The organism is Paenibacillus sp. 05T425 (genome assembly GCF_056396205.1).
The window spans coordinates 620,428-640,267 of sequence record NZ_JBFTLA010000001.1 but is presented as its reverse complement, the minus strand read 5'-3'; the positions used below and the strand labels follow the sequence as shown (position 1 = coordinate 640,267).

Below are 19,840 nucleotides of genomic sequence, written 5' to 3'. Positions count from 1 at the left end.
GCGTTTGCGCCCTAATGAGTTAGGGACTAAGCAGCCGCAGCGGGGAGAGGATGGAGCAACGATGAAAATACGTACGAAGCTGATCGCAGCGAACCTGTTCATTGTGCTGTTTCTGCTTGGCTCCCTTACTTATGTACTCATGAAAAAAAGCACCGATATGGCGTATGAATCGATCGTGGAGAACAACCGATTATCACTCTCCCAGGTCGGCAGCAATCTCGATAATAAACTGCTCTCCTACGAGGAAATCGCCAACACGCTGTTTCTGAATACGGCGCTCGATGAAGCGGTGGAACAGGAATATCCCGATCTTCGCGACGCCTACACCGAATATTTCAATTACTATCAACCGTTCGTTTCGGCGGTTCAGACGACGAAGGATATTTATCATCTCTACCAATATACGAATAACCCGTCGTTCATCTTCTCGAACATCTATTTGATCGACGAGGATATTAGGACCAGCGATTGGTATCAGAGGACGCTGGATAGCCGGATCGGCGGTATATGGACGGAGCCGTACCCGAATCCGGTGGACAAAGAACCGTTGTTCAGCTTCCGCAAACGGATGAATAACTTCAAACCGGAATCGGAGAGGGTCGTATCCGTAGAAATCAAACTAAAGGTACTGCTCGATCTTGTAAGCGAGGAAAGCAAGAGCAAACGTTTCTTGTTTCTGTACCCGGACGGCTCGGTGCTTGTCGATACGGCCAGCAAAGATGGAGAGCCTGCATCCGAACCCGATATTCCGCAGAAGAGCCGCATCATGCAAGAGGATGCAGGCAGCTTTAATTATAAGGAAGGCGATGAGACGTATCAGCTACTCTTCATGACCCTCACCACCCGCAATTCGGTCAAAGGGATGAAGGTCATTACGTACGTCCCGATTACGGAAATCATGCCGAGGATCGACCAGCTGCGGTCGCTAGCCATTCTGCTTTTTATCATCGCGTTCCTGTTGTCTATATTGCTTATCTCGCTGCTGTCCGTTCAGTTGACTTCGCGGCTCACCGAGCTGTCGATCCGGATGAAGCGGCTGCATAAAGACAATTTCGAGAGCTTCGTGGACGTTCGAGGCCGCGATGAAGTCGCCCAGCTTGGCGAAATGTTCAATCTGATGGTACGAAGGCTTCGCGACTTGATCGGCGAGGTGTATCAATCGGAGCTGAACCGGAGAGAGAACGCGCTTCGCACGAAGGAGGTTGAATTGTATGCGTTGCAGACGCAGATCAACCCTCATTTCCTGTTCAATGTGCTGAACATGATACGCGGGAAGCTGCTAATAGCCGGAGACAGGGAAAATGCGAAGATCGTCGGCCTGCTGGCCAAGTCGTTCCGCATGATGCTGAAGCGAAGCGGGCAGACGATACCTTTGGAGGACGAGCTCGGCTTTATCGATATTTATTTGCAAATTCAACAGTATCGGTTCGGAGACAAGTTTTTGTATGCGATCGAAACGGATGCTTCGACTAAGGATGTTCAAGTTCCGAAGCTTTGTATCCAGCCGATCGTCGAAAATGCGGTTACGCATGGCATTGAGCTAAGTCCAATCCAGTCCAATATCCGCATTAAGACGAGCGCCCAGGATAGCAAGCTGTATATCGTCGTAAGCGATGACGGACTTGGCATACCGGAAGAGCGGCTGAAGGAAATTCATGGCTGGCTGCAAGAGGAAGACGGGCTTGCGAGCGACGAGCATATCGGGATGCGCAATGTACACCTACGATTGAGACAAATGTACGGCGAAGGCTTCGGTCTGCAGGTTGCAAGCGTATATGGCCAAGGCACGGAAGTAACGATGACGATTCCGCTTGAAGCGCAGGAGGGTGAATAGGATGTATGACGTATTGATCGTAGACGACGAACCCGTGGCAAGACAATCGCTTCGCTACTTGATTGATTGGGAGCAATACGGCTTCGTCATCCGAGCGGAGGCCGAGAACGGACAGCAAGCACTGTCGCTGCTTAAGGAGCATACGTTCTCGCTCATGCTGACCGATATTCGCATGCCGATCATGAATGGACTTGAGCTTATCGCCCGAATGAAAAGCTTTGCCGCCGATACGGACGTCGTCGTATTAAGCGGCTATGACGACTTCGAATATGCGCGCGAAGCGATGAAGCTTGGCGTTAAGGAATATTTGCTTAAGCCGGTCGATGAGGAGGATCTGATTGAGCTGCTCAAGCGAACGGCTGCGAGCATTGCCGAGGCGCGATTATCCGAGCGCCAGCATCGGCTTGGCATGTCGGCCATCCGCGATCAGTTTCTGCGGAAGCTGACGCATGGCGGCATGAACGGCAAGGAATATGAGGAGCAGCTGTCGCTGCTGGAGATGGGACGCTTGCCGGAGCGGTACTGCTGTCTAATTGTTGAGCTGGACTTCGTCTATGGCAAAGCGAGTTTCACTAGTGACGCAGAGAGCATATTGTCGGAGAGGGACGTCGAGCTGAAGCGTTACGCGGTACGCAATATTAGCGAAGAGGTGACGGGCGGGCTCGGATTTCTGTTCGAGGAGTCGGAGGAGCGATACGGCATCCTCTGCGCAGGTGAGCCCGGGGAGGTGACGCCTTCAACCGTGCGCGAGCTTGCGGAGAGGCTTTCCCGTTCGGTGAGCCAGTATGCGAAAGAAACCGTTACGATCGGCATCGGCACGATCGTCGACGGCTACCAAGATGCGCCGGCTTCGTTTGCGGCAGCTGAGCTGGCGCTGGACCGCAAGTTTCTGACGGGAGCCGGTACGATATTGGAAGGTCGGGACAACTCGCTTCTAGGCAACGATATGAATCGCGAGCAGGTTCAGATGTTATCCGCCGAGCTGTTAGAATCCATTCGCGGCGGCGACAGCGCGGCGGCACATGACGCGCTTGCGGCGCTCTGGCAAAGCTTCCAAGGGGGCGGCGTGCCGGCAAATCAAGCTAAGCTGTCCGTTGTGGAGCTGTTCGTGCAGCTCTACCGAATCGTGCGCGAGTCGGGAGCAAGCCATGAAGGTTTATTCGATCATGCGTTAGGCGACTATGAATCGGTCATGCAGTGCAAGACGACGGCGGAGCTTCTAGCGATTACCGAACGCAAATGCATAGATGTATGCGCGTTGCTCATGAGAGGCAAGGAGCTGCGTCCGAACAAAATCGTGGACGAAGTGAAGCGTCTCATCCAAGAGCAGTATGGCGGCAACGTGAGCTTGAAGAGCGTAGCGCAGCAAATTTACATGAACCCGAACTATCTCGGCAAGTTGTTCAAAGCGACGACGGCTATGTCCTTCAACGATTATTTGCTGCAAATACGGATGGAAAAAGCGAAGGAGTTGCTTCTACAGAGCGACTTGAAAGTATACGAGATCGCGGAGACGGTCGGTTATAACGAGCTCGATTGGTTCTATAAACGGTTCAAAGCTTATACAGGTGTTAGTACGAGCGAATACCGCTCTGCGCGCTGACGAAGGAGGAGCAGGAGATGGAAGAGAACAGAGCATGGACGGCCAACTGGATATGGGCTGAGCATGATCATTCGGCAATAGCCGGCGGGGATCGTCCTGAAACGGTGTTGTTCCGGAGGAGCTTCGAGGTTCCCGAGCAAGGAGAGGGCTACCGGCTTATTGTTCGCGTATCGGCGGACAGCCGTTATCGATTGTACTTGAATGGCGAATCGGTTGCGCAAGGTCCATGCAAAGGCGATGCCAATACGTATTATTACGAGACGCTCGATCTGACAGACCGCTTAAACGCAGGTTTTAACGTGCTAGCCGCGCGGGTTATGCGCTATCCGGCATCGGCTAGAGATAACGGGGCAGAATGGGGACCGGCATCGGCGTGGCGTTCCGGGACCGGCAGTTTTCTTCTGGAGGGCAGCTTGGAGGATGTCGACGGCGAGCGCTTGGAATCGCTGGATTCGAGCGATAATTGGAAAGCGCTTCCTTTGCCGTATGAGGCCCTTCAGCTTCAGCCGGAAACGTACACTTTGTTTATCGGCGGGGGCGAACAGGTTGACGGTGCAAAGTGGCCCTTCGGCTGGGAATCTGCTCCGTATGATGATGCAGGCTGGAAGCAGGCAGCCGTCATTGCACCTACGCATGATAAGATGTACGGCAGCTTAAGCAAGTGGCAGCTGACGCCTAGGCCGATTCCGCTCATGCGGGAGGCGGAGTGCGATTTCACGGCTATCGTTCAGGGAGAAGGATCGGGTCGTATATGGTCTCGCACCACGCTGAGCGGGAGCGATCTCGGAAGCTTAACGGTGGCTGCGGGAGAGGAGCTATGGCTTGAACTGGAAGCCCCGGAGTTAATGGCCGGTTATCCGCGCTTAGCGCTGTCGGGCGGGAGAGGTGCACGGGTTACGCTGTTGTATTCCGAGTGCTACGAGTATCCGCCGGAGCCGAATGGACAACGAAATAAAGGCGTGCGCGATGAGCCGGATGGCAAGGCGCTGTACGGCTTTACAGATGAATATACAGCTGCAGGCTATGGGAATCGGGATGGTGCCGAGATTTACGAGCCTTTTCATAGACGTGCTTTCCGCTACATCAGACTTCAGGTGAAAGCTTCGGACGAAGCGCTTGTGCTGGAGCGAATCTCCATACGCCGAACGGGATATCCGATGGAGCAAATCGGACATTTTGACGCATCCGATGCAACGTTAAAGCCGTTATGGAACATCAGTCTGAACACGCTGCGTAACTGCATGCATGAGTCGTACGAGGACACTCCTTTTTACGAGCAGATGCAATATGAGATGGATACGCGCCTGCAAGCGTTGTTCACGTATCAGGTTAGCGGCGATGACAGGCTGGCGAGAAAAGCGATCTACGATTTCCATAGCTCCATTACGCCAAGCGGCATGCTTCAGAGCCGTTATCCGTCAGTTTCGCGGCAGATTATACCGGGCTTCGCGCTGTTCTGGGTCATGATGGTCCATGATCATTACGCCCATTTTGCAGACTATGCACTCGTTCGCCAATACCGCTCGACAATCGATGCCGTACTTGGCTGGTTCGAGAACCGTCTTGATTCGACCGGACTTGTGGGCATCATGCCCGAGGCGTATTGGTCGTTCGTAGATTGGACGGAAGCGTGGCGGGATAATGCCGGAGCTCCTCCTTCGGGCAAGTCCGGCCCGCTGACGGTGTATAACCTGATGTACGCGGACGCGCTTGAGAAAGCTGCGGAGCTGAATGAAGTGACGGGCAGAAGAGACACGGCAAGCGAATATCGCGAGCGCGCGGATCGCATTCGTATGGCGGTAAGAGCGCATTGCTGGTCGCCGGAGCGCGAATTGTATCGCGATAGCCCATCCTCTGAGGACTATAGCCAGCATGCGCAAATATGGGCGGTGCTGACGGGAACGGCTTCAGACGGAGAGGCTCAAGGGTTGATGCAGCGGATGCTGCGCGACGATTGCTTGCCGAAAGTTACGCTCGCGATGTCTTATTATTTGTTCCGCGCGCTTGAGCGGACGGGGTTATACGATCATACCTTCCGGCTATGGGATGCATGGCGCGAGCAAGCTGATCTTAACCTGACGTCCTGGGTCGAAGATCCGGTCTCTGTGCGCAGCGATTGCCACGCTTGGGGAGCGCTGCCGCTTTACGATCTGCCTGTCTCCGTGCTTGGCGTTAAGCCGTTATTGCCGGGGTATGCAGCAATCAGCATCGCACCGCATACGGGTACGCTGCGGTGGGCTTCCGGCAGCTGTATGACGCCGAAGGGAGAAGTGGCCGTGAAGTGGGCCATCGAAGCTGGCCGCTTCCGTCTAACGATTAACCGTGCGGGGGATACGCCGGTTCATGTTGAATTGCCAAGCGGCGAGAAGCTCCTATTTACGGAGGAAGGCCCAATTGAATGTGAATGCATAATAATGACAGCCAATTATACAGACAACGATAATATGGAAGGGGCGAATAGGGCATGATCCTTGGTGTTGCCTATTATCCAGAGCATGAACAGCCGGAACAATGGACGATTGATTATAAGAAAATAAAAGAAGCGGGTATTACGCAAATTCGAATCGCGGAATTTGCTTGGGCGGTATTGGAGCCGCGGGACGGCGAGTTCGATTGGGAGTGGTTGGACCGCTCCATTGAGGAAGCGGCAGCCTGCGGATTGGAAGTTGTGCTCTGCACGCCTACCGCTTGCCCGCCGATCTGGCTCGTTGAGAAGCATCCGGATGTCCTGCCCGTGAATCGCAGCGGGGCTACCGTCCGCTTCGGGGCAAGACAGCATCGCTCTTACTCTTCTAAGCATTATGTGGACTATTCCATGCGCATCGTAACGAAGATGGCAGAGCGCTATGGCAGCCATCCGGCTGTCGTAGCATGGCAGCTCGACAATGAGTTCGGCGGCGAGACAAAATTCGATTTCGGCGAGTGTTCTCTGGAGGCGTTCCATGCGTACCTAGCGGAAACATATGGCACGGTAGAAGAGCTTAACCGCCGCTGGGGTACGGTGTTCTGGTCACAGCGTTATGAGCGGTTCGATCAAATTCCGCTTCCGGCGAAGATCGACGCCGATGTAACGATGTGGCAGAATCCGAGTCTAGAGATGGCTTTCGCCAAGTTCTCATCTTTGTCCATCGTCAACTATGCGAGGAAGCAGGCCGAAGCATTAAGGCCATTTATTGACGGCCGGCCGATAACGACGAACGCGTTCATGTTCCGCTGGGGCGACAGCGTCGACTGGTCGAAGCTATTCGACGGGCTGGATGTCGTAGGCATGGACATCTACAGCGACAAGCCGCATGAGATTGCTTTCTACGGAGACGCATGCCGAGGCGTGCTGCAGCGTCCGTTCTGGATGATGGAATACGGCACGGGCTCGCGCAACTTGATCAGCGAGATGGAGCTGCTGAAGGACCGCGGCTGCAGCCGGTTTTTCCTGTTCAAGGCGAAGCCGTTCCCATGGGGACAGGAGCAGGGCGGGGGACATCCCGAGCTGCTGACGCTGACGGGCGAGCCGTCCGCCAACTATGGTGTCGTGCGTGACTACACGGAGCGTCACCTCGATTATATCGAGCCGACGGAAGCGCAAGCTGCGCCAATCGGCCTTTACTATCACTTCGAGAGCTCATGGAGCTACCGGATCTCGGTATCCGATCATATCGCATATGCCGATTACATGGTAGACACCGTTTATCGTTCGTTATACGACGAGACTCGTTCGGTCGACGTACTATATACGCCAGAGCATATTGGCGATCATAAGCTGGTCATCGTACCGCTGCATCTGCTTCATGACGCCGCGCTGGAGCAACGTTTGTCAGAATACGTACAAAGTGGTGGTCGTCTCATCGCGACGACGGACTTGTTCCGCAAAAACGGCGACAACGTCTTTTTGACTCAGGTGCCAGAACTGTACGGCAGCGTATTCGGATGGAACGCGAATAACTTCGTTACCGATTCGATTCGCGTACGACCAAGCGGCGGCGTCTATACCGAGAACAGATACGGCGAAGGCAAAGCATGGTTCGTCGCGCGAGACACGTCAGTCGAAGAATGGCAAGCACTCATTGCGAAGGCATTATTATAAGTGGAACAGAGGTTGCGAAGCTGTGGATGCTTCGCGGCCTCTTTTTTTGCAAGAAATACGGACACACACGCTGCACCAAAACCTCAGCAGAGCCCTGACGTGCTAATAGTGTCTTTTTGGGCCACTAATGGGAATGTAGCAGTGGAATTGCCTCATTTAGTTCGATTTTAGGCCGTTAATGGAGCTGATCTCCGATGTATGGTCTAATAAGCCGAATTAGTTTGACGAAATGCCGTTACACGCACAGCCACGCCGTCTGCTCGCCCACGCAACCGTCGGTTTCGCCATCCATAAGCTGCATTTCCCATCCTATTGCCCTCAAGTAAACTAGATTTGTGCGAATAGGATGAATTCCCCATCCTATTCTATCCGCCACGCCGCCTGCTCCCCCACCATTGCCACTTTCACCAACCATAAGCTGCATTTCGCATCCTATTCTCCTCAAGTAACCTAGGTTTGTGCGAATAAGCTGGGTATCACATCCTATTATGGATGGCTACACAGCTTTGGCGGAGGTTGCGATTTAGTTCGGTTCAGGGCTACGTAAGTAGTAACGACGAAATACCACTATTGCGTTGTACAGCACTTCTACAGCCCCTTACTCTAGACGGCAGTTAGCTCGTAATGATCAATGGTTTCTCGCTAGCACCCAAATGAAACTAAACCGCTCTAGCTGAATTCCAAATTACCGATTTCAAAATTTTAACAAATGATATAATATAAAGGTGGTTAGGGATGGCGTTCATCGGAGAGGTGGCAACAGCATGAGGGACAGAAGGAAATGGGGTCTCAATCGGATACTATTTGTTTCGGGAATCGGGATGCTGGCATTGTTCATCGGTGCAACGGTCTACTTAAACACGCGTGGCCATGATCAGCCTTACGCACTAACGATTTACGGCGACCATCCCGAGAGGCATCTTATCCAGATTAAAGATACGCAGCATTTAATTCATACATACGGCTTCAACATTCCGGACGAACGCGTTGCTTTGAATCTAGATGGATCTTATTACGTATTGTTAGAGCGAAAGAACAGAGAGTTAGTATTCATGACAGACGAAATAAGTACGTTAAATGATTTTTTGAATGCTAACCGTGTTGGCCGAAAATAAATAGAGGCGGGGGCGTTTCGATGAATGAGGTTTTACTTCCTTACGTGCAAGGGTTTGAGCCAACCGGTAATTTACGTTCAGATATTAAGCGGTTTTTCGAGCTGAACGACGATCGGGACACGCTGGATCATACATACAAGGTAGCCGGAGTTGCGCAGAGGGTGGCTGAACGATACGAGGCCGATCCGAGGAAAGCCGTAACAGCGGCGCTGCTTCATGACATCAGCAATGTCATTCCCGTTAACGCCATGATGGAAACGGCTGAGAAGCTGGCGATCCCAATCCTCGACGAGGAAAGGAAGTACGACCGCATCGTTCATCAGAAGCTGTCGAGAGCGATGGCGGCCGAACTGTTTCATGTCGAGGACGAGGAAATCCTGAATGCGATCGAATGCCACACAACGCTCAAGGCAAATTCTACGCTGCTCGATAAAGTGCTGTTCATCTCGGACAAAATGGCATGGGAGCTTCCCGGCGACCACCCTTACCTGCAGAGCGTCAAGGACAAGGTGAACAACGACCAGCTCATCGAAGGCATCTTGGTGTATCTCGATCACCTCTGGGACAACCGGGCGAACATGAAGCTCGTCCATCCTTGGCTGATCGCGGCTAGGGAGGAACTATCGAATGACGAGTTCAAAGGATATTAGGTAGCGGCAAAAGCCGGCTGATCAGAGGGGCTGTATGAAAGGCCTCTCTGATCAGCCGGCTTTTGTTCATGTTATTGCTCCGTCACGGCGGGAGAGACAAGCTCAAACACGCTAAGATCGGGTTTCGTGCGGACGAACTGCGATACGAAATTCATTAAGTAAATCAGAATTTGCTCCGGATCTACATCCCACTGCTTCTGAATAAGATGTCCCCGCATCGCCATTCGCAGCATCATGCTGATGATCGTATTCTGAATCATCGTCTCGAGGATGTTCGGATCGAAGGAAGGCTGGATCGAGCCGTCGCTAATGCCTTCTTCGATGGCGGCCTTGAAACGCTCCCCGCGATCCTCCATCGAGTTTTTGTACCGTTTGCGAAGCTCCTCCGAAGGAAATGAGTTTCGGTAGAAGTGATCGAACAGCCCGATGAACCGCAGATGGTCGGGATGCTCGCGGTAAAGCAGCAGCCAGCCGTTCAGCATAATGCTTAGTTTATCCGCGCCAGTCTTGCCGGAATCGCCGTCCACCTGAAAATAATGCGAGATTTCGTTCATGATTTTGATCTGTATTTCAAACACGATTTCATGTATCGAATTAAAATATTTATACATCGTCACCCGGCTGATCCCCGCCTTGGCCACGATATCCACCATCGTAATTTGGGACATATCCTTCTCCAAAAAAATTTCTCTAGCAGCCTCAAGGATTTGATCCCGACGTTTCACACGAAGGTCGTCTAACTCCTCTTCCCATGTTTTCAAAGCGCTCCAGCCTCATTCCCGCAACGGTTTATAGTGTTATTCATTCGCGTCAGTTACTGCCAACTCCTCTTTCGAACCTTATTATAAGCGTTATTTCGACAAATATGAACACATAATAAATAGGTGTTTACAAGTTGTTAACTAGGTTGTATGATGATGAAGTCGGCTGTAAAGCCGAGTAATCTTATAGGATATTTGTCTACCGGACAGCCGGAGACACAATGCGAAAATATTGCCTGATGGCGATAGCTTTGTATTGTGTTTTTTTTATTTAGCCGCATATTCGATATTGGAATCGGAGCGGCAGACTACAATGGTGGAGGGTTATGTATGAGTAATCGCAAATCGAAAGTGAATTTGTTCAAAAGGTATGTACCGTTAGGCATCGCGGCGTTATTGTCGGTCGCCCTGTTCGCAGGCTGCAGCAATAACGCCAACAACGAGCCTCCTGCAGGAAACAAAGGGGAAGCAACCAATTCTCCCGCGACGTCAGAGCCGGCCAAGGGCGAGAAGGTTTCGTACCGCATCGGAGACGTCATTAATCCGGAGCAGGTCAACAACTTTAATCCTTACTTGAAAACAGGCAATTATCGTCCATTGTTCGATTATGTGTATGACGCGCTTTATTACTTCAATCCAGTCAAGGGGGAACTGATCAATCGGCTCGCGGCAGATAGCGGTACATGGTCCGAGGATCAGAAGACGTTTACCGTGAAGCTGAACACGGCCGCGAAGTGGCATGACGGAGAAGCTTTCACGGCCGACGATGTTGCGTATACGTTCCAAGCGTTGAAGGATCATGCCGTGCTCGATTCTTATCAGTTATGGAGCGACACCCGTCTAAGCAGCGTGACGGCAAGCGGTTCCGATACGGTCGTCTTTCAATTGAACAGCCCGTTCCCTTCGCTCAAGAACTACCTGACCACGGTTTATATCGTACCTAAGCATTTGTTCGAGAAAGAGGATCCGGCGACGTTTCTGAACAAAACGCCGATCGGCACAGGAGCTTTCAAATTCAGAAACATCAACGAAAGCGCGATTTTGCTCGATGCCAATACGGACTTCTTCTTAGGAGCTCCGCAAATTACCGAGCTCGTTCTTCAACGGTTCAAAGATTCGCCGGCTATTACGCTAGCGCTGCAAAAAGGGGAGATTCAAGGGACGACAGGCGCGATCGCGATGCCGAGTCTTCCGAAGCTGCTCGAGAACAAGGATAACAAGCTGCAGCAATTCCCGGGTCTGTCCACCTACGCGGTCATTATCAATAACGACAAGCCGGGCTTGAACGACGCAGCCGTCCGCAAAGCGATTCAGCAAGCAGTCAATCGCGAGGAAGTCGTAGAGAAAGGCGAGATGGGAGCAGCCACGCTCGGCAATCCTGGATTCCTGTCCCAAGGCTTCGGCAGTCTGGTTGACGAGAGTCTAACATCCGATCCTTCGTTGCAGTTCAGCATCGAACAAGCGAGCAAGACGCTAGAGAATGCAGGCTACGCGAAGAACGGCAAAGGCATCTACGAGAAAGACGGCGTTAAGCTATCCTTCGTGTACTATATGGCGGCTAACGCTCCGGCGCAGAACAAAGAAGGCGCGATGATCACCGATTGGCTGAAACAGGCGGGCATCGAAACGACGATCAAGATGGTGACTTGGCCGGAGCTTACGAGCCTTGCGATGTCGGGCGATTATGATTTGATTCAAAACGGGATTACCGTTCCTCCGGATCCGCAAGCCGCGCTCGAAGTGTTCCATAGCAAAATGACGGCACCCATCGGCGAGAATTCTCCTGGACTTAACTGGGCGAGATTCAGAGATGAGCAAGTGGACGGATGGCTCGACGAAGCCGCTTCAGCGAATGCGGAGCAGCGTGCGGAGCTGTACAAGAAGGTACAGGGGAGAATCGCCGAGCTCGCGCCTATCGTTACGCTATACAGTACGGGCAAGACACCGTACAGCGAAACGGCGTTCACGAATTACGACACGAATGTTCCGGCGACCTCCGTCATTTCGCTAGCGAAGGTCACGAAGAAATAAAGAGGAGCTGTACCGATGAAGATTCAATTGTCCTACGTCATCAGGAGAGTCGCGTTCGCAATCGCGACTCTCCTCGCAGCGATCGTCATGAACTTCCTGCTGCCAAGGCTCATAGGCGGCGATCCTGCGGAAATGATCGCTTCGACGACCGCGCTTGGCTCGGCCGAGATAGCGGATGAGCTGCGAAAGCAGTTCGGACTCGACAATCCGAGCCTGCTCCATCAGTTCGGCAGCTATATAGTCCAATTGTTCCAAGGCAATCTAGGCATTTCCTATTTCAATTACCCGGTGCCCGTCAAGGACGTTCTCTGGAACGCCTTGCCGTGGACGCTGGGTACGGTTTTTATCGCCACCTTGCTGAGCTACGGAATCGGCTGGCTGATCGGCGTCAAGGGCGCATTGAAACCGGGCTCGTGGTTCGATAATTCGGCGCTCGGCGTCAGCTTCTTCATCAACTCCGTTCCGTATTTTTGGATCGGCATTATTCTTATTCTTATTTTCGGATACAAGCTGGATTGGTTACCGATGGGTCAGGCGATTCCCGTCGATTACGATACGCTTTCCCCGATCCGCAAGGTCGGTTCCATCGCCTATCACGCCGTATTGCCGATCGTTTCGCTCGCTCTGGCATCGGTTGCGAGCCATATTCTCGTGCTTCGGAACAATTTGATCCGGGTTTTATCCGAGGATTACATGGTGCTCGCGCGAGCCAAAGGTCTGTCATCGAGAAGACGTGTTTTCCACTACGGAATCCGTAACGCTTTTCTGCCTTCGTTTACGGGATTTATGTTGTCGCTCGGTCATGTCGTCGGCGGGGCGATTACGATGGAAATCGTATTTTCCTACCCCGGAATAGGGATGCTCACCAATAACGCGATATTGAATCATGACTATCCGTTAATCCAAGGTGCATTTCTCGTTATTGCCGTATCGATCATCGCCGTTAATTTAATCGCCGATTTGATTTATCCCTTTATTGACCCTCGCGTCAATCTGAATTAGGAGCTGAACGGATATGAAGACCAACTCCCCGTTGGAAGGTTCCCGCGCATGGAACGGCAAGCAGCTGTCAGGGCTCGCGATTCTCGCTTTTTTTGCGATTGCGGCGTTCATCGGCCCGCTGCTTGCCCCTTATAACAAAAACGACATTGAATTCGAGGCGTGGCTTAAGCCTTCCATGAAACATCTGCTCGGTACGGACAGCTATGGACAGGATTTGTTCTCGCAGCTCATATACGGTACGCAAACCTCTTTTCTGGTCGGCATTCTGGCGGGAGCCATTACGACGGTCATCGGCGTTCTCGTCGGACTTACCGCCGGGTTCTACCGCAAATGGGTAAGCGATGCCTTGATGTTCGTCGTCGACTTGCTGCTCATCATTCCGGTCATCGCGCTTATGATCATTCTGGCTTCGTTTCTGCCGTCCATGGGACTCACGAGCATCATTCTCGTCATCGGCCTGCTCAGCTGGCTGTACATGGCACGAAGCATCCGCAGCCAGACGCTGTCGGAGAAGCAGCGCGGTTACGTGGAGGCGGCGCGGGTCGTCGGGATGGGCAATTTCAAAATCATGACGACGGAAATATTGCCGAACCTATTCCCGATCATCGCGGCCAACCTGGTCAGCGTAACGACGCAGGCGGTGCTGGCGGAGGCCGGGCTAAGCTTTCTCGGCATCGGCGATCCGCGGAGCGTAAGCTGGGGCACGATTCTTACGCTGGCGCATACCAACAACGCCATTATGTACGATGCGTGGTGGTGGATTGTGCCGCCGGGCGTAGCGATAGCGCTATTTTGTTTCGGCTTCGTGCTGCTCGGCAACGGTACGCTTGAGCGATTCAGGGCGAAACGGGGCGCGCAGCAGCATTTTTCTTGAAATACAGGAGGCGATACGCATGGGTTTACTGGACGTTAGCAATTTGCAAGTGGAATACGAATCGCCGCGGGGAATGTTCAAGGCGGTCGATGGCGTAAGCTTCTCCATCGAGCGGGGAGAAATGTTTGGGCTAGCCGGCGAATCCGGGTGCGGGAAGTCGACGACCGCTTACGGCATCAGCAGGCTGCTGCGTCCGCCCGCACGACTGGCAGGAGGCAGCATCGTCTTCGACGGCAAACCGCTCACGAGTCTTACCGAAGCCGAGTTTCGGCCGTATCGTTGGTCGAGAATTTCGGTCGTGCTGCAAAGCGCGATGAATAACCTAAATCCGGTGATGAGGATCGGGAACCAACTAACGGATGTGATACTTGCGCACGGGGCGGGCGTATCCGTGCGCGATGCGCTCCGCAGAGCGGAAGAGCTGCTTGCTCTCGTAGAGATGCCCAAGGAGAAGTTGGCCAGCTATCCGCATGAGCTGTCAGGCGGCATGCGCCAACGCGTCGTTATCGCCATGTCGCTGGCGCTGCTGCCGGAGCTTATTATTATGGATGAGCCGACGACCGCGCTCGATGTCGTTACTCAGAAAGGGATCGTGAGCCGTATTGTCGAGCTGAAGAAGGAGCTCGGTTTTTCCGTTTTGTTCATTACGCACGATTTGCCGCTTATGCTGGAAATTTGCGATCGGATCGGCATCATGTATGCCGGCAAAATGGTCGAGGTTGGCAGCGCGGAGCAGCTGCTCGGCGGGGCTCGCCATCCCTACACGCAAGGACTGCTTCGCTCCTTTCCTTCCTTGTCGGGGCCGAAGGTGCGAATCGAAGGTATACCGGGCTCGCCGCCGAATCTCGTCGAGCCCCCGGCAGGCTGCCGCTTTCAATCGCGCTGCCCGCATGCGACCGATGTTTGCTCTTCGCTTGAGCCAAGCGCAATCAACGACGATAGAGGGATGGTAGCTTGCCATCTGTATGGATCGGGGGAGGGTAACCATGAAGCCATTGCTGCAAGTCAATCGCGTTAGCAAAGTATTCGAATCGGGCTCTTTCCTGCAGAAGAAAAAGTTCAGTGCGGTCAGAGACGTAAGCTTTACGCTTCACAAGGGCGAAGTGCTGGCGATTGTCGGAGAATCCGGCTGCGGCAAAAGCACGCTCGCCAGAATGATCGTGAACTTGATCGATCCGACGAGCGGCGAGATTTTGCTGGACGGCAGTCAGACAAGCAGGAAATCAAAGGACCGCAAGGCGGTCGCGAAAGACCTGCAAATGATTTTTCAGGATCCGTTCGAAACGATGAATCCGAATTACCGCGTTCAAGACGTCATTGGCCGTCCGCTTCAACTGCATGGAGAGCAGGGCGATATTCGGAAGAAAGTGCTGGGGCTGCTCGCGCAAGTAGGTCTGACTCCCGCCGAGGATTACATCGACAAGTACGCCTCCCAGCTATCCGGCGGCCAGAAGCAGCGGGTTATGATCGCCAGGGCGCTAGGCATTAATCCGCGTGTCCTTGTCGCCGATGAGCCGACATCGATGCTGGATGTATCCATAGGAATCGACATTATGAATTTAATGCTGGATTTGAAAAACGACTATGATCTTTCCTTGATATGGATCACGCATAACTTGGGAAGCGCAAGATATATGTCCGATAGAATCCTTATCATGTACGGCGGACAAATCGTCGAGAGCGGAGAAACGGAGCAGATTATTTCAAGTCCGCAGCATGCTTACACGCGGACTCTGCTGGATGCTTCGCCGAATCCATGGGGAAGGGAAGAGAAACGATGAGCAAACCGAATATTATCGTTATTTATTGCGACGACTTGGGGTATGGCGATCTGGGCAGCTACGGCTCCGAGCATATCCGCACGCCTCACCTCGATCGGCTGGCGGAAGAGGGAGCCAGGTTTACGAATTGGTATTCGAACTCTCCCGTCTGTTCCCCGTCTCGCGCGTCGCTGCTGACCGGACGTTATCCGGTACGGACGGGAGTGGAGAGTATCTTAAGCGGCAAACGCGGAACAGCGGGCTTGTCGTTGGACGAGAAGACGATCGCGTCGCTGCTGAAGCCGCACGGCTACCGCACCGGATTGTTCGGGAAGTGGCATCTCGGCGTAACGCCGGAGCAGAATCCGAATGCCCACGGCTTCGACGAGTCGTTTGGTTTCCTGGCTGGCTGCGTGGATTATTATTCGCATATTTTTTATTGGGAGCAGCAGAGGGGCGTTAATCCTGTCCATGATCTATGGCATAACGGCAAGGAAGTATGGAGCAATGGCGGATATATGACCGAGCTTATTACGGAAAAAACCGTCGCCTTCATTGAAGCGGACGGCAATGAAGGCCATGATGAGCCGTTCTTCGCTTATGTGGCTTATAACGCTCCCCACTATCCAATGCATGCGCCGCAGAAATACGTAGATCGTTATCCGGATCTGCCTCCGGATAAGCGTATTATGGCGGCGATGATCTCCGCGGTGGACGACGGTGTCGGCGAGATTGTCGACGCTTTGCGCAGAACCGGGCAATATGACAATACGATCATATTTTTCTCTAGCGACAATGGACCGTCGACGGAGTCGCGCAATTATTTGGACGGCACGGAGGATCTTTATTACGGCGGTTCTGCGGGAATATTCCGCGGACACAAAGGCAGTCTGTTCGACGGAGGCATTCGCGAGCCCGCTATTCTTAGCTATCCGGCGCTGCTTGGACGCGGCGGTATTGTCCGACATGAGCCTTGCGCCATGATGGACGTCGTTCCGACGGTTCTGGAGCTTGCGGGAATCGAACCGCCTGTGCACCATTTGGATGGCAAGAGCATCGTGCCGCTGCTTGGTCAGCCGGGGGAACAGCATCACGAGCGGTTATTTTGGTCATACGAGGGGCAACTAGCCGTTCGCGAAGGCAAGTGGAAGCTTGTGCTTAACGGCAAGCTCGATTTCGGCCGTCAGGCGCCGGATGCCGTTCATCTATCCGACCTCGAGCATGATCCCGGCGAGCGCAACAATTTGCGCGAGCAATACCCCGATAAGGCTCGGGAGCTGGAAGAAGCCGTTACGCGCTGGTACGACGAGCTCCGGCGTCAGGAGGGAATTTAGATGGATTACCCGATCAAGCGGGAGCTTACTGCTGCTAGCGGAAATGCCGCAGCTGGCAGTTGCTGCTGCCAAGTCGGCAGGGGCACAGAAGCTGTAGCTTACGAAAGCAAGACGAGCGATAACGAATTCGGCAAGATGTCTGCTGGTGTTCCGCATGAAGGGATGGTGCTGCTGAAGGGCGGTTCTTTCCTGATGGGAACGGAGGACCGGGAAGGCTTTCCGGCCGACGGGGAAGGACCTATCCGCGAGGTGACAATCGATCCTTTCTACGTCTCTCCATACGCAGTGACGAATGCGGAATTTGCTGCCTTTGTCGCCGATACGGGCTATCGGACGGATGCCGAGCGATTCGGCTGGTCATATGTATTCCATCTGTACGTGACGAAGGAATCGGATCAGGAGGTACGCAGTACGGCCCAAAGCACCCCATGGTGGTGGGTGGTAGAAGGCGCGGATTGGCAAAGTCCGGAAGGAAAGGGTTCGCATATCGAACAAAGGATGAACCATCCGGCTGTTCATATTTCTTGGAACGACGCGGCTGCGTATTGCGCCTGGTCCGGCACGCGCTTGCTAAGCGAAGCGGAATGGGAATTCGCCGCGCGCGGCGGGCTAGTACAGAAGCGTTATCCGTGGGGAGATCTTCTGAAACCGGATGGCGAGCATAGATGCAACATCTGGCAGGGGAAGTTTCCGTACAAAAATAATGCCAGCGATGGCTACGAAACGACGGCGCCCGTGGATGCCTATGCTCCAAACGGCTATGGCCTATACAATATGGTCGGCAATGTATGGGAATGGTGTTCCGATTGGTTCAGCCCGTCTTCGCCGGTGCATGATGTGCGCATCAATCCGCAAGGACCAAGCTCGGGGAAGACGAGATCGACCCGCGGCGGCTCGTATTTATGCCACAAGTCGTATTGCAATCGATACCGCGTCGCGGCTCGAAGCTCGAACAGCCCGGATAGCTCGGCTGGCAATATGGGGTTTCGGGTCGGAGCAAGCGAGAGGAGCAACGGGAAATGAAGGCTGTAATGGTCATGTTTGATTCGCTTAACAAGCATATGCTGCCGAACTACGGCTGCGAATGGATCAAGGCCCCTAACTTTGAAAGGCTGTCGGAGGCGACCGTCACGTTCGATAGCTGTTATGCGGGCAGCTTGCCTTGCATGCCGGCGCGCAGGGAGCTGCACACGGGACGGCATAATTTTTTGCATCGCAGTTGGGGGCCATTGGAGCCCTTCGACGATTCGGCAATCGACGTTTTACGGAAAAACGGCATATATACCCATCTGTCCACGGACCATACGCATTATTTCGAGGACGGAGGCGCCACTTATCACACTCGCTTTAACAGCTGGGAGTATGCGAGGGGGCAGGAGGGCGATCCGTGGAAGGGCAATGTGCAGGATCCCCATATCCCCGAGTCGCTATCGGGACCAAAGATCGGCGGCTTATGGCGTCAAGATTGGGTGAATCGCGCTTACTTGGATACGGAAGAGAAGCAGCCGATTGCCGTAACCTTCGACAACGGCATCGAATTTATCGAGACGAACCGGAATCAGGACAATTGGTTTGTGCAGATTGAGGCTTTTGATCCCCATGAACCGTTTTTCACTCAGAAGAAATACAAGGATTTGTATCCTCATCTCTATGACGGCAAACATTTCGACTGGCCGGATTACGGCAAAGCCTCGCAGCAGCCGGAGGAAATTCAGCATGCGATCTACGAGTATGCGGCTTTGCTCAGCATGTGCGATACGTATCTGGGCAAGGTGCTGGATGTTTTCGACCGGCATAATCTTTGGGAGGATACGATGCTGATCGTCAACACCGACCATGGCTTCCTATTGGGTGAGCACCGATGGTGGGGCAAAAACATTCAGCCGTTCTACAATGAAATCGTCAATCTTCCGCTCTTCGTGTGGGACCCGCGCCATCAAACGAAGGGAACGCGAACGGATGCGCTTGTCCAGACGATCGATATCGCGCCGACGCTGCTTGAATTCTTCGGGACGCCGATCCCATCGGATATGCAGGGCAAGCCGCTTAGCGGAGTTATCGACGGGAAAGATGGGGACCACGGGACGAAGCTGCGGGAAGCTGCTATCTTCGGCATGCATGGCGGTCATATCAACGTAACCGACGGCAGATATGTCTATATGCGGGCGCCGCAGCGCTTCGATAATGGGCCGCTTCGCGAGTATACGCTGATGCCGACTCATATGCATAATCGATTTGGGGCTAACGAGCTTGCCGATTTACACTTGCGCGAGCCTTTTGCGTTTACGAAGGGCTGCCGAACGTTGGAGATTGAGGCGCATACGTATTTGAATCCCTACTTGCACGGGACGCTGCTCTTCGATCTGGAGGTTGACCCACGCCAGCAAACGCCAATCGTGGATGAAACGACTGAAGCTAGGATGATAAAGCTGATGGCGGATTTGATGCGGGCCAACGATGCCCCGCCGGAGCAATTCGAACGTATCGGTATTCCATTGAACGGAATTGTAGAGAAAGAAGCTTTGAAGCTGGAGAAGGAAGCTCGGAAGCGGGTGTATGAAGCGGACTTAGGACTTGGCGAACAATGGACGGAGCGGGGGAGAGCGGCTTATTTCGCCGTACAATGCTTGGTCCCCGCTTCGGTTCGGGTTACGCTTCAAGATGGCATTAAGGCTTATGTCCAATCTGCCGGGATCATGAAGATCGATGAGGAGATAATCGTTAAATGGATATCGTCATTCGGGACTCAAGGCGAGCCATTAATAAAGGCGCTTAACATGCTGGTGTTGTAGAAG

16 protein-coding genes are annotated in these 19,840 nt (G+C 53.3%); 14 read left to right on the top strand and 2 right to left on the bottom strand.

The window, feature by feature from the left end; all coding sequences use genetic code 11:
- Positions 1 to 4 precede the first annotated feature (4 nt).
- From AC1DF0_RS02695 to AC1DF0_RS02680, 4 genes are read left to right on the top strand one after another with little or no spacing between them, the layout of a single operon-like run.
- Positions 5 to 1,834 (top strand): cache domain-containing sensor histidine kinase, encoded by a 1,830-nt coding sequence (locus tag AC1DF0_RS02695; protein WP_477572993.1) that lies wholly within the window; start codon positions 5 to 7, stop codon positions 1,832 to 1,834.
- Between the two features lies 1 nt (position 1,835).
- Positions 1,836 to 3,437 (top strand): response regulator, encoded by a 1,602-nt coding sequence (locus tag AC1DF0_RS02690; RefSeq protein ID WP_477572992.1) that lies wholly within the window; start codon positions 1,836 to 1,838, stop codon positions 3,435 to 3,437.
- Between the two features lie 17 nt (positions 3,438 to 3,454).
- Positions 3,455 to 5,905, top strand: coding sequence for an alpha-L-rhamnosidase-related protein (locus tag AC1DF0_RS02685; protein ID WP_477572991.1), 2,451 nt, complete (start codon positions 3,455 to 3,457; stop codon positions 5,903 to 5,905).
- Positions 5,902 to 7,518, top strand: a complete 1,617-nt coding sequence (locus AC1DF0_RS02680; protein WP_477572990.1) for a beta-galactosidase — start codon at positions 5,902 to 5,904, stop codon at positions 7,516 to 7,518. Before AC1DF0_RS02685 ends, AC1DF0_RS02680 begins: the two co-directional genes overlap by 4 nt.
- Positions 7,519 to 7,753: 235 nt before the next feature.
- Here the strand turns inward: AC1DF0_RS02680 and AC1DF0_RS02675 are convergent, their stop codons facing one another.
- Positions 7,754 to 7,933 carry a hypothetical protein gene (locus tag AC1DF0_RS02675; protein WP_477572989.1) on the bottom strand — a complete coding sequence of 60 codons (180 nt, stop codon included), beginning with the start codon at positions 7,931 to 7,933 and terminating at the stop codon, positions 7,754 to 7,756.
- Positions 7,934 to 8,282: 349 nt separating this feature from the next.
- On the opposite strand from AC1DF0_RS02675, the gene AC1DF0_RS02670 reads away from it, so the two are divergent.
- Positions 8,283 to 8,633 carry a hypothetical protein gene (locus tag AC1DF0_RS02670; protein ID WP_477572988.1) on the top strand — a complete coding sequence of 117 codons (351 nt, stop codon included), beginning with the start codon at positions 8,283 to 8,285 and terminating at the stop codon, positions 8,631 to 8,633.
- A gap of 20 nt (positions 8,634 to 8,653) precedes the next feature.
- Positions 8,654 to 9,283, top strand: a complete 630-nt coding sequence (gene yqeK, locus AC1DF0_RS02665; protein WP_442049535.1) for a bis(5'-nucleosyl)-tetraphosphatase (symmetrical) YqeK — start codon at positions 8,654 to 8,656, stop codon at positions 9,281 to 9,283.
- A gap of 71 nt (positions 9,284 to 9,354) precedes the next feature.
- Here yqeK and AC1DF0_RS02660 read toward each other — a convergent pair whose 3' ends face one another.
- Positions 9,355 to 10,044 carry a TetR/AcrR family transcriptional regulator gene (locus AC1DF0_RS02660; protein ID WP_442049534.1) on the bottom strand — a complete coding sequence of 230 codons (690 nt, stop codon included), beginning with the start codon at positions 10,042 to 10,044 and terminating at the stop codon, positions 9,355 to 9,357.
- Between the two features lie 330 nt (positions 10,045 to 10,374).
- Here AC1DF0_RS02660 and AC1DF0_RS02655 point away from each other — a divergent pair, with 330 nt between their 5' ends.
- From AC1DF0_RS02655 to AC1DF0_RS02620, 8 genes are read left to right on the top strand one after another with little or no spacing between them, the layout of a single operon-like run.
- Positions 10,375 to 12,075: an ABC transporter substrate-binding protein gene (locus tag AC1DF0_RS02655; protein ID WP_477572987.1), complete on the top strand. Its 1,701-nt coding sequence runs from the start codon at positions 10,375 to 10,377 to the stop codon at positions 12,073 to 12,075.
- Between the two features lie 15 nt (positions 12,076 to 12,090).
- On the top strand, positions 12,091 to 13,077 hold the full coding sequence (locus tag AC1DF0_RS02650; protein WP_477572986.1) for an ABC transporter permease: 987 nt from the start codon (positions 12,091 to 12,093) through the stop codon (positions 13,075 to 13,077).
- A gap of 13 nt (positions 13,078 to 13,090) precedes the next feature.
- On the top strand, positions 13,091 to 13,951 hold the full coding sequence (locus AC1DF0_RS02645; protein ID WP_477572985.1) for an ABC transporter permease: 861 nt from the start codon (positions 13,091 to 13,093) through the stop codon (positions 13,949 to 13,951).
- Positions 13,952 to 13,970: 19 nt separating this feature from the next.
- Complete coding sequence (locus AC1DF0_RS02640) at positions 13,971 to 14,969, top strand: ABC transporter ATP-binding protein (RefSeq protein ID WP_442049530.1); 999 nt, start codon at positions 13,971 to 13,973, stop codon at positions 14,967 to 14,969.
- Positions 14,938 to 15,732, top strand: a complete 795-nt coding sequence (locus AC1DF0_RS02635; RefSeq protein WP_442049529.1) for an ABC transporter ATP-binding protein — start codon at positions 14,938 to 14,940, stop codon at positions 15,730 to 15,732. The genes AC1DF0_RS02640 and AC1DF0_RS02635 overlap by 32 nt, the downstream gene beginning before the upstream one ends.
- Positions 15,729 to 17,045, top strand: coding sequence for a sulfatase family protein (locus AC1DF0_RS02630; protein WP_442049528.1), 1,317 nt, complete (start codon positions 15,729 to 15,731; stop codon positions 17,043 to 17,045). The genes AC1DF0_RS02635 and AC1DF0_RS02630 overlap by 4 nt, the downstream gene beginning before the upstream one ends.
- A complete protein-coding gene (locus AC1DF0_RS02625) occupies positions 17,046 to 18,068 on the top strand; it encodes a formylglycine-generating enzyme family protein (protein ID WP_442049527.1) in 1,023 nt (340 codons plus the stop codon).
- Positions 18,065 to 19,837, top strand: a complete 1,773-nt coding sequence (locus tag AC1DF0_RS02620; protein ID WP_477572984.1) for a sulfatase family protein — start codon at positions 18,065 to 18,067, stop codon at positions 19,835 to 19,837. Before AC1DF0_RS02625 ends, AC1DF0_RS02620 begins: the two co-directional genes overlap by 4 nt.
- Positions 19,838 to 19,840 lie beyond the last annotated feature (3 nt).

What these genes read in the sequence shown, in the direction of transcription:
- AC1DF0_RS02645 (WP_477572985.1), top strand. Translation starts at nt 13,091, where the DNA reads ATGAAGACCAACTCCCCGTTGGAAGGTTCCCGCGCATGGAACGGCAAG.
- AC1DF0_RS02635 (WP_442049529.1), top strand. Translation starts at nt 14,938, where the DNA reads ATGAAGCCATTGCTGCAAGTCAATCGCGTTAGCAAAGTATTCGAATCG.
- AC1DF0_RS02630 (WP_442049528.1), top strand. Translation starts at nt 15,729, where the DNA reads ATGAGCAAACCGAATATTATCGTTATTTATTGCGACGACTTGGGGTAT.
- AC1DF0_RS02675 (WP_477572989.1), bottom strand. Translation starts at nt 7,933, where the DNA reads ATGGTTGGTGAAAGTGGCAATGGTGGGGGAGCAGGCGGCGTGGCGGAT.
- AC1DF0_RS02685 (WP_477572991.1), top strand. Translation starts at nt 3,455, where the DNA reads ATGGAAGAGAACAGAGCATGGACGGCCAACTGGATATGGGCTGAGCAT.
- yqeK (WP_442049535.1), top strand. Translation starts at nt 8,654, where the DNA reads ATGAATGAGGTTTTACTTCCTTACGTGCAAGGGTTTGAGCCAACCGGT.
- AC1DF0_RS02640 (WP_442049530.1), top strand. Translation starts at nt 13,971, where the DNA reads ATGGGTTTACTGGACGTTAGCAATTTGCAAGTGGAATACGAATCGCCG.
- AC1DF0_RS02655 (WP_477572987.1), top strand. Translation starts at nt 10,375, where the DNA reads ATGAGTAATCGCAAATCGAAAGTGAATTTGTTCAAAAGGTATGTACCG.
- AC1DF0_RS02690 (WP_477572992.1), top strand. Translation starts at nt 1,836, where the DNA reads ATGTATGACGTATTGATCGTAGACGACGAACCCGTGGCAAGACAATCG.
- AC1DF0_RS02625 (WP_442049527.1), top strand. Translation starts at nt 17,046, where the DNA reads ATGGATTACCCGATCAAGCGGGAGCTTACTGCTGCTAGCGGAAATGCC.
- AC1DF0_RS02620 (WP_477572984.1), top strand. Translation starts at nt 18,065, where the DNA reads ATGAAGGCTGTAATGGTCATGTTTGATTCGCTTAACAAGCATATGCTG.
- AC1DF0_RS02670 (WP_477572988.1), top strand. Translation starts at nt 8,283, where the DNA reads ATGAGGGACAGAAGGAAATGGGGTCTCAATCGGATACTATTTGTTTCG.
- AC1DF0_RS02680 (WP_477572990.1), top strand. Translation starts at nt 5,902, where the DNA reads ATGATCCTTGGTGTTGCCTATTATCCAGAGCATGAACAGCCGGAACAA.
- AC1DF0_RS02650 (WP_477572986.1), top strand. Translation starts at nt 12,091, where the DNA reads ATGAAGATTCAATTGTCCTACGTCATCAGGAGAGTCGCGTTCGCAATC.